Genomic DNA, 9,396 nt, shown 5'->3' on the forward strand with positions numbered 1-9,396 from the left:
ATGCTTCCATATGAATTTCTAATTTTAGAAGTGTCAACTTATTCAGTACACTACATACTAAAAACGGTTTGACTTATACTAAAAACAGTTAGTGCTTAATCCAACGGATAAGTATCAAACGCAAAGAGTTCCGTGGACAGATAACGCTCTCCCGTATCAGGCAGAAGGGTTACAATCGTCTTATCTGCAAACTCCGGACGCTGAGCCAACAAACGCGCCGCATACACTGCCGCACCGGAAGAGATACCCGCCAGCAATCCTTCGGTAGAAGCCAGTTCACGTCCGCCACGAATGGCTTCATCATCGGGCACGGGCAGCACTTCATCTACAACGGAAGCATCATAAATGGCAGGGATAAAATTAGCCCCGATACCTTGAATGCGGTGCGGTCCCGCCGTTCCTCCTTTCAAAACCGGAGAAGAGGCAGGCTCTACGGCAACAATATACACATCCGGGTTATGTTTCTTCAACGCACATGCCACTCCGCAGACTGTCCCCCCCGTCCCCACTCCGGCCACAAAGACATCAATCTTTCCGTCTGTATCTGTCCAGATTTCTTCACCTGTAGTCAAGGCATGGATATGCGCGTTAGAAGGGTTTTCGAACTGTTGGAGAATAACAGAACCGGGAATAGCTTCCCGCAGTTCCTGAGCTTTTGCAATGGAACCCGACATCCCTGCCAGCCCATCGGTCAGCACGATTTCTGCACCAAAGGCCTTCAGGAGGTTACGGCGTTCCACACTCATGGTTTCGGGCATCGTAAGTATCAGATGATACCCTTTGATGGTGGCAACCATGGCCAGCCCAACACCGGTATTTCCGCTGGTAGGTTCTATGATGGTCGCACCAGGTTTCAATGCCCCACGTGCTTCCGCGTCTTCAATCATGGCAAGCGCCACGCGATCCTTCACACTACCGGCCGGATTGAACGCTTCCAGTTTAGCGATTATATTCTGTTTCAATTCATATTTACGACTATATCCCGCCAGCTCCATAAGCGGAGTACGACCGATCAGCTCTGCCAGATTCTTTGCTATTTTTGCCATAACAATCTAATTATTAAATATCCCCATTTATAGGTATCTTCGCACAAAGATAATGCAAACCGAGAGCAGAATAAAATGAACGAGTTCATTTTTTATGCAGAGGTGCAGCTTATCTTCGTTTTCAAGCAAAGATAGAGAAAAAACTATTTCGCCGCTCAAGTGTTACATTTCTATCACGTAAATTTGCATAATAAAATTTGTATAACTCTTACACCTTATTATATATATGTCACACGAACATCAACCTCATCATAGCCACAGCATCAACGCGAAGTCGCTGAATAAGGCTTTCATCATCGGCATAGTATTCAATTTGGTCTTTGTCGCCGTAGAGTTCGCAGCCGGGTTTTGGTTCGACTCGCTCGCCCTACTTTCCGATGCAGGGCATAATCTGAGCGATGTAGTCAGTCTTGTGTTGGCATTGCTCGCTTTCCGCCTTGCTAAAGTCAGGGCAAACGCACGTTATACATATGGTTATAAGAAGAGCACCATTCTTGTATCGCTTCTCAATGCCGTCATCTTACTGGTGGCAGTGGGCGCCATCGTTATCGAGAGTATCCACAAACTCAGTAATCCGGCAGTCGTACCCGGCGGAGCCATTGCCTGGGTGGCGGGTGTGGGGGTAGTTATCAACGCCTTCACCGCTTTCCTTTTCATGAAAGACAAGGAAAAAGACCTGAATGTAAAAGGGGCTTATCTGCATATGGCGGCGGATGCGCTGGTATCGGTCGGAGTATTGGTGGCAGGTATCGTCATCAGCCGGACGGGCTGGTATATCATCGACCCGATTATCGGTCTGATAGTAGCCGCTGTCATCCTCATCTCCACCTGGAATTTGCTGCACGATAGCCTTCGCCTGACGCTGGACGGCGTGCCCGCCAGCATAGATAGCTCAAAAGTGGTGGAAGCCCTCCATGCCATTCCAGGTGTAGACGAGGTTCACCACATACATATATGGGCCATCAGCACCACAGAAAATGCACTGACAGCCCATATCGTATTGAAGGAACCGGAGGACATGAAAGAGGTGAAACACCTTATCCGCCACCGGCTCGAAGATTTCGGTATCGGTCATGCCACTCTGGAATTTGAAATTCCGGGTGAGCATTGCGAAGCCGTCTTTGCCGATGATTAGCTACGTTTGATGTAGTCTACCACCCATGCACCGACTTCTTTCGTACCATATTTCTCACCGCCTTCTACCTGAATTTCCGGTGTGCGGACATTGGCGTCGAGCGAAGCGTCTACAGCCTTGCGGATTAATGCGCCTTCCTCTTTCAGGTTGAAGTACTCAAACAACATGGCAACCGAAAGTACTTGTGCCAACGGATTTGCGATGTTCAAGCCTTTTGCCTGCGGCCACGAACCGTGAATCGGTTCGAACACCGGAGTACTCTCGCCCGTAGAAGCGGAAGGAAGCAAGCCCATAGAACCGCTAATAACAGAACCTTCGTCGGTAAGGATATCACCGAAGGTATTTTCCGTAACCATCACATCGAAGAACTTAGGTTCCTGAATCATCTTCATGGCAGCGTTATCTACAAACATGTAGTCAGTAGTCACTTCGGGATATTGCGGGGCCATTTCCTGGGCAATTTGTCTCCACAGGCGTGAAGATGCCAGCACGTTTGCTTTGTCTACCACTGTGAGGTGCTTATTGCGCTTCATGGCATATTCAAAACCAACTTTCAGGATACGTTCAATCTCCGGACGGGTGTACATATTGGTATCATACGCCTTGTCATTATCCTGATATTTCTCACCGAAATACATACCGCCTGTCAGCTCGCGGATGCAAAGAAAATCCGCACCGTCCACTAATTCGGCACGGAGCGGAGACTTATGAAGCAGGCATTTGAAAGTCTGCACGGGACGGATATTGGCAAACAGTCCCAGTTTCTTACGCATAGCCAGCAGGCCCTGTTCGGGGCGTACCTTTGCGGTAGGGTCATTATCAAATTTCGGATCACCGACGGCAGAGAACAGAACGGCATCAGCATTCTTACATACTTCATAAGTAGCTTCGGGGAACGGATCACCCACTTTGTCGATAGCGTCTGCGCCACAAATAGCGTATTCATAGCTTACTTTATGTCCGAATTTCTCACAAACGGCACTCATTACGTCTACGCCTACAACGGAAATCTCGGGACCAATGCCGTCTCCGGCTAATACTGCAATTTTAAAATCCATTTTCTTCTAATTTATTTTTAATCTTATTCTTTATTCTGTTTCTCTTGACGTTTATCTTATAATTGAGACAATTAGCAATACTGATAGGGATAGCAAAAGCCAAGCCTAACAAAAGTGTATCTTCGAATGTTTCTGTTTCACGTTTTATAATCCAACGCAGAAGAATAATTCCCACGCAGGTTCCTACAACAATCAACACATACTTAAGCCATTCTTTCATACAGGTTCCGTTTTATACTCGTCTTCTATAATATTCAGCATCTTCATTGTCGCTTTGATTGCCGCTTCCGTCTGGTCGGCATCCAGTCCGCGAGTACGGAACACTGTATTATCAAAGCTCCAGGTTATTACTGTCTGCACAAAAGCATCGGTACGTCCGCCGGGAGGGATGCTCACGGCATAATTCGTCAGCATCGGGAAGCGGCGCCCCAAAGTCACCTTATATATCTTGCGCAATGCACGCACAAAGGCGTCATACTGACCGTCACCGCTCGAACTCTCTTCAAACTCCTGCCCGTTGATTTCAATCTTCAACGTCGCCATAGGTTTCAGACCGTAAGCAAGGTTCACGATATAAGTCTTCAGTTTCACTTTCTCATTCATGATCCCATGCTTCAACACGTCAGAAACAATATAAGGAAGATCTTCCTGCGTAACCAGTTCTTTTTTATCCCCCAGCTCGATAATCCGCTCCGTCACCTTGCGCATGGAGTCCTCATCCAGAGTCAGCCCCAGGTCTTCCAGGTTCTTTCGGATGTTCGCCTTACCACTGTTTTTGCCCAATGCATACTCGCGCTTACGTCCGAAACGTTCGGGCAGCAAATCATTACAGTAAAGATTACTCTTATTATCACCATCAGCATGCACTCCGGCCACCTGTGTAAATACATTCTCGCCTACAATCGGCTTATTGGCAGGGATGGCAATACCTGAATAGGACTCAACTACCCGGCTTACTTCATTCAGGCGGCCTTCGTCGATATTAGTGATGGCATTGAAATGGTCTTTCAGAATAGCCTGCACACTGGAAAGCGGCGCATTTCCGGCACGCTCACCCAGACCGTTGATAGTGGTATGAAGTCCCTTTGCGCCACTCAGCACGGCAGCAAGCACATTGCTCACAGCAAGATCGTAATCATTATGCGGATGGAAATCGAAGTGGGCATGTGGATAACGTTTCACCATCTTCCGCATATATTCGATAACTTGCAGTGGATTCAGTACGCCTAATGTATCAGGCAGCATATATCGCTTGATATTCGTATGCAGCAATGCATCCATCATCCGGAACACATAGTCCGGAGAGTCTTTCATTCCATTACTCCAGTCTTCCAGATAAATATTGACCTCCATATCCTGCTCATTAGCATAATTCACCACGGCAATGATATCTTCAATATGTTCTTCGGGAGTTTTTCTCAACTGACATGTACAATGTTTCAGTGAGCCTTTACACAACAAATTAATGACGCGGCAGCCGGTAGCGTGTATCCAGTCTACCGACATATGCCCGTCTACGAAACCCAACACCTCCACTTTCGGCAACAGGTTGCGTCGTGCCGCCCAGTCACATATCATCTTGACTGCGTCGAACTCACCATCCGAAACCCGCGCGGATGCTACTTCCACCCTGTCCACCTTCAGTTCTTCCAGTAGCAAACGGGCTATCATCAGCTTCTCATGGGGAACGAACGACACACCGCTGGTTTGCTCACCATCGCGGAGTGTGGTGTCCATGATTTCTATTTGGGGCTGTTTATACTTCATTTTTATTTTCCCACGCTTCTATTTTATCTTTATTCTCTACCAGGAAATCTATATCATCCAGACCATTCATCAGGCAATGCTTCTTATAAGTATTGATTTCAAAGTTCTCACTTTTGCCTGTTGCTTTGTTAGTAATGGTTTGTTCCGGCAAATTCACTACTACTTCCGTCTTCGGATCGGCAGCGATAGAATCGAAAAGTTCTTTCAGGAACGGTTCGCTGACCACCACCGGCAACACAAAGTTGTTCAATTCATTGTTTTTATGGATGTCTGCAAAGAAACTACTGACTACTACCCTGAAACCGTAATCTGCGATAGCCCATGCAGCGTGTTCACGGCTAGAGCCCGAACCGAAATTCTTTCCGGCAACAAGCACTTGTCCACTATAGGTCGGATCATTCAGAACGAATGAGTCTATTTTGTTTCCCTGTTTATCATAGCGCCAGTCACGGAACAAATTCTCTCCGAAACCTTCTTTCGTCGTAGCTTTCAGAAAACGTGCAGGGATGATCTGGTCTGTATCTACATTCTCCAATGGGAGGGGGACACAGGTACTGGTGATTATATTGAATTTTTGTTTCATTGTTTTTTAACTTTACGATTAAATTTTCTATTCCCACTCTTCATCAAATCAGTTCTCTCGGATCTGTAATCACTCCCGTCACTGCGGCAGCAGCAGCCACTAGCGGACTGGCAAGCAATGTACGTGAACCTGGTCCCTGACGACCTTCAAAATTACGGTTACTTGTAGAAACTGCATACTTCCCGGCAGGCACTTTGTCATCATTCATTGCCAGACAAGCCGAACACCCCGGCTGACGAATAGCAAATCCAGCTTCTTCCAGCACTTTATCCAAACCTTCTTCACGAATTTGTGCATCCACCATCCACGAACCGGGCACCAACCAGGCAACCACATGTTCCGCTTTCTTGCGTCCTTTCACCAAAGAAGCAAAAGCACGGAAATCCTCAATACGTCCATTCGTACAAGCCCCCAGGAATACGTAGTCAATCTTCTTGCCCAATACTCCTTCACCGGGTTTGAAGCCCATATAATCCATTGATTTCAGGAACGAAGCTTTTGCAGCCTCTCCCATCCCCTCAGTGGTAGGAATATGCTGCGTGATGCCCATGCCCATACCCGGATTCGTTCCGTAAGTAATCATCGGCTCGATATCTGCGGCATCAAAACGCACTTCTTTATCAAAGGTCGCATTCTCGTCACTCTTCAGTATCTTCCAGTAAGCCAACGCTTTGTCCCATGCCTCACCTTGCGGAGCATATTCACGGCCTTTTATATATTCAAATGTTACCTCATCCGGTGCTACCATACCACCACGTGCACCCATCTCTATACTCAGGTTACACAATGTCAGGCGTCCTTCCATCGTCAAACAGCGAACCGCTTCTCCGGCATATTCCACAAAATATCCTGTGGCACCACTGGTTGTCATCTTAGACATCATGTAAAGAGCAAGATCTTTTGCCGTCACGCCTTTACCCAGTTTTCCATCTACTGTAATGCGCATCGTTTTCGGGCGTGTCTGCAAGATGCATTGCGAAGCCATTACCATTTCCACCTCACTTGTGCCGATACCGAAAGCTACCGCTCCCATAGCACCGTGTGTTGAAGTGTGTGAGTCACCACACACAATCGTCATTCCCGGCAGTGTCAGTCCACGTTCAGGACCTACCACATGGATAATACCATTCTTATCATGCAGCATACCGAAGTGTGTCAACCCGAAATCTTTTGCATTCTTAGCAAGTGTGTCCACCTGTGTCTTCGAGATAGGGTCTTCAATCGGTTTATCCTGATCGTGCGTCGGCGTATTATGGTCGGGCATACAGTAAATCTTTTCCGGACGGAAACACTTGATACCACGTGCACGCAATCCGTCAAAAGCCTGCGGGCTGGTCACTTCATGACAATAAAGGCGGTCTATATATAACTGTGTGGGACCATCTTCCACTTGCTGAACTACGTGGGCATCCCAGATTTTATCAAATAATGTATTCATATCTTTTAGTTGTTAGCTACAAGCTACGAGCTACAAGAGCCCTACGGTATAACTTGTAAACTGTTCTTTTTATTCCTAATATTAATTATTAAAACACATAACCACTACTCGTAGCTCGTAGCCTGTAGCTCGTAACTACTTGAACTTATTGATACAATCAATATAAGCTTCTACCGATGCAGCAATAATATCCGTATTTGCACCGAAGCCATAATAAATATGGTTATCATATTCCACCTGCATGTGTACCTTACCCATATCGTCGCTACCTTTGCTGATAGCCTGTATAGTGAACTCTTTCAGTGTCATGTGGCGGTCGATTATTTTCTTCAAAGCTTTTATCGCTGCATCCACCGGACCATTTCCACTGGCAGCCGCTTCAAACTTTTCACCGGAAATGTTCAATCCCAGACTGGCAACCGAACGAACACCTACCCCACTTGTCACTTGCAGATATTCCAACTTAACGCGATGGTTTTCCGTACGGTCAGCACCGGCTAGTACGAGAATATCGTCATCATTGATATCCTTCTTCTTATCCGCCAACTTCAGGAACTCCTCATACACCTTATCCAACTTATCCTGCTCAAGCTCTACGCCGAGCACCTGAAAGCGATTCTTCAAAGCAGCACGACCACTGCGGGCAGTCAATACGATAGAGTTATCATCAATACCCACATCATGCGGGTCGATAATCTCATACGTCTGCACATTCTTCAACACACCATCTTGATGGATACCCGATGAATGTGCAAAGGCATTACGCCCCACAATAGCCTTATTAGGCTGTACCGGCATGTTCATCAAACTGGAAACAAGCCGACTCGTCGGATAAATTTTTTGCGTATTGATATTTGTTTCAATCTCAATATCCTTATGGCACTTGATAATCATGGCCACCTCTTCAAGAGAAGTATTACCGGCGCGTTCACCGATACCATTGATGGTTACCTCTACCTGGCGTGCACCATTCAGCACACCCGCCATCGTGTTAGCTGTAGCCATTCCCAAGTCATTATGGCAATGAGTAGACAAAATAGCCTTTTCAATTCCATCCACATGTTCCATCAGATACTTGATCTTCGCACCATATTCGTCAGGCAGGCAATAACCGGTCGTATCGGGTATATTCACCACCGTAGCACCCGCCTTGATGACAGCTTCCACCACACGGGCCAGATATTCATTATCCGTGCGACCTGCATCTTCCGCATAAAATTCCACATCATCCACATAACGGCGGGCATACTTCACAGCAGCCACTGCACGTTCTATGATTTCCTCACGATTCGAATTGAATTTATACTTGATATGCGAGTCCGACGTACCGATACCGGTATGGATACGTTTGTGCTTGGCAAACTTCAAAGCATCTGCAGCCACATCAATATCCTTTTGTACTGCACGGGTCAGCGCACAAATAGTGGGCCACGTCACAGCTTTTGATATTTCAATCACCGAGTTGAAATCTCCCGGACTGGAAATAGGGAATCCGGCTTCAATAACATCCACTCCCAATGCTTCCAGTGCCTTTGCCACCTGAATCTTTTCCACTGTATTCAACTGGCATCCCGGAACCTGCTCACCATCGCGGAGCGTTGTGTCGAAAATAAATAACTTGTCACTCATTTCTTATTGTATTTATTAAATTATTGCCATTAAAAAAAGCCTTTCGCACTTGGAAGTGAGAAAGGCTTTCGAATATCCTAATCATTACATATATTCACGCACAGCACTCACTTCCACTAATCTTTGCCAGTAGAATAATAATACCACACAGTAGAATATATGTAAAATTCTGTATCATCTTTATCTTCTTGTTTTTATTATGATGGTGCAAAGGTATAGATAATTTCGTTCCACACAAACAAATCCGTTACTTTTTTCGCATAAAAAGCATCATTTTATAAGTTAGCTATCAAATAACCCAATAAAGTATAACAAAAAAGGGGCACACATCACTGTATACCCCTTTTTTATATGTTCTATGCGAGTGTAAATTACTTCTTATCGCAAGCCTTCTTTTCACAACCTTCTTTGTCTTTGCAGCAAGCCTTTGTGCTGTCACAAGCAGCAGCTTCGTCTTTACAGCAAGCTTTTACTGAATCACATGCCTGTGCGTCTTCTACAACTTCAACAGCCTCGGTAGCTACTACTTCAGTTTCGGCTGCTTTTTTGTTACCACAAGAAGTCACGGCGAAAGAAAATGCAACTGCAACAGCTGCCAAAAATAACTTTGTTTTCATCTTTAATTTTGCTTTAAACATTAATAATAAATAGTGCGGTGCAAATATAAGAAAAAAAACGTAAATATCAAAATACAAAAAGCCTCCACATCAATTGATATGGAGGCTTCTCTCTAAAACGGC

General features: G+C 45.8%; 9 protein-coding genes. 1 reads left to right on the top strand and 8 read right to left on the bottom strand.

Going from position 1 to position 9,396, the window contains the following annotated elements; translation table 11 throughout:
* Positions 1-95: 95 nt before the first annotated feature.
* Positions 96-1,046: a cysteine synthase A gene (cysK, locus tag QZ135_RS23405; protein ID WP_294615309.1), complete on the bottom strand. Its 951-nt coding sequence runs from the start codon at positions 1,044-1,046 to the stop codon at positions 96-98.
* Between the two features lie 226 nt (positions 1,047-1,272).
* Here cysK and QZ135_RS23410 point away from each other — a divergent pair, with 226 nt between their 5' ends.
* Complete coding sequence (locus tag QZ135_RS23410; protein ID WP_294615311.1) at positions 1,273-2,181, top strand: cation diffusion facilitator family transporter; 909 nt, start codon at positions 1,273-1,275, stop codon at positions 2,179-2,181.
* On the opposite strand, the gene leuB is transcribed toward QZ135_RS23410, so the two are convergent.
* From leuB to QZ135_RS23445, 7 genes are all read right to left on the bottom strand, one after another.
* Positions 2,178-3,239 carry a 3-isopropylmalate dehydrogenase gene (gene leuB, locus QZ135_RS23415; RefSeq protein ID WP_294615313.1) on the bottom strand — a complete coding sequence of 354 codons (1,062 nt, stop codon included), beginning with the start codon at positions 3,237-3,239 and terminating at the stop codon, positions 2,178-2,180. The two genes, QZ135_RS23410 and leuB, sit on opposite strands and share 4 nt — an antisense overlap.
* Complete coding sequence (locus tag QZ135_RS23420) at positions 3,229-3,459, bottom strand: hypothetical protein (protein WP_294615315.1); 231 nt, start codon at positions 3,457-3,459, stop codon at positions 3,229-3,231. Before QZ135_RS23420 ends, leuB begins: the two co-directional genes overlap by 11 nt.
* Positions 3,456-5,006: an alpha-isopropylmalate synthase regulatory domain-containing protein gene (locus QZ135_RS23425; protein WP_294615317.1), complete on the bottom strand. Its 1,551-nt coding sequence runs from the start codon at positions 5,004-5,006 to the stop codon at positions 3,456-3,458. The genes QZ135_RS23420 and QZ135_RS23425 overlap by 4 nt, the downstream gene beginning before the upstream one ends.
* Positions 4,996-5,589, bottom strand: a complete 594-nt coding sequence (gene leuD / locus QZ135_RS23430; RefSeq protein ID WP_117986423.1) for a 3-isopropylmalate dehydratase small subunit — start codon at positions 5,587-5,589, stop codon at positions 4,996-4,998. Before leuD ends, QZ135_RS23425 begins: the two co-directional genes overlap by 11 nt.
* A gap of 43 nt (positions 5,590-5,632) precedes the next feature.
* The gene (gene leuC, locus QZ135_RS23435) at positions 5,633-7,027 is read right to left on the bottom strand and encodes a 3-isopropylmalate dehydratase large subunit (RefSeq protein WP_294615320.1); all 1,395 of its coding nucleotides are present in this window, start codon (positions 7,025-7,027) and stop codon (positions 5,633-5,635) included.
* A 135-nt stretch (positions 7,028-7,162) separates the two neighbouring features.
* On the bottom strand, positions 7,163-8,656 hold the full coding sequence (locus QZ135_RS23440; protein ID WP_294615323.1) for a 2-isopropylmalate synthase: 1,494 nt from the start codon (positions 8,654-8,656) through the stop codon (positions 7,163-7,165).
* 371 nt (positions 8,657-9,027) lie between these two features.
* The gene (locus QZ135_RS23445; protein WP_294615326.1) at positions 9,028-9,273 is read right to left on the bottom strand and encodes a hypothetical protein; all 246 of its coding nucleotides are present in this window, start codon (positions 9,271-9,273) and stop codon (positions 9,028-9,030) included.
* Positions 9,274-9,396: the final 123 nt, after the last annotated feature.

Source organism: uncultured Bacteroides sp. (assembly GCF_905207245.1).
In the GTDB taxonomy this organism is placed as follows: domain Bacteria; phylum Bacteroidota; class Bacteroidia; order Bacteroidales; family Bacteroidaceae; genus Bacteroides.

Coding starts and splice junctions, on each gene's coding strand:
- cysK (WP_294615309.1), bottom strand. CDS start 1,046: ATGGCAAAAATAGCAAAGAATCTGGCAGAGCTGATCGGTCGTACTCCG.
- QZ135_RS23410 (WP_294615311.1), top strand. CDS start 1,273: ATGTCACACGAACATCAACCTCATCATAGCCACAGCATCAACGCGAAG.
- leuB (WP_294615313.1), bottom strand. CDS start 3,239: ATGGATTTTAAAATTGCAGTATTAGCCGGAGACGGCATTGGTCCCGAG.
- QZ135_RS23420 (WP_294615315.1), bottom strand. CDS start 3,459: ATGAAAGAATGGCTTAAGTATGTGTTGATTGTTGTAGGAACCTGCGTG.
- QZ135_RS23425 (WP_294615317.1), bottom strand. CDS start 5,006: ATGAAGTATAAACAGCCCCAAATAGAAATCATGGACACCACACTCCGC.
- leuD (WP_117986423.1), bottom strand. CDS start 5,589: ATGAAACAAAAATTCAATATAATCACCAGTACCTGTGTCCCCCTCCCA.
- leuC (WP_294615320.1), bottom strand. CDS start 7,027: ATGAATACATTATTTGATAAAATCTGGGATGCCCACGTAGTTCAGCAA.
- QZ135_RS23440 (WP_294615323.1), bottom strand. CDS start 8,656: ATGAGTGACAAGTTATTTATTTTCGACACAACGCTCCGCGATGGTGAG.
- QZ135_RS23445 (WP_294615326.1), bottom strand. CDS start 9,273: ATGAAAACAAAGTTATTTTTGGCAGCTGTTGCAGTTGCATTTTCTTTC.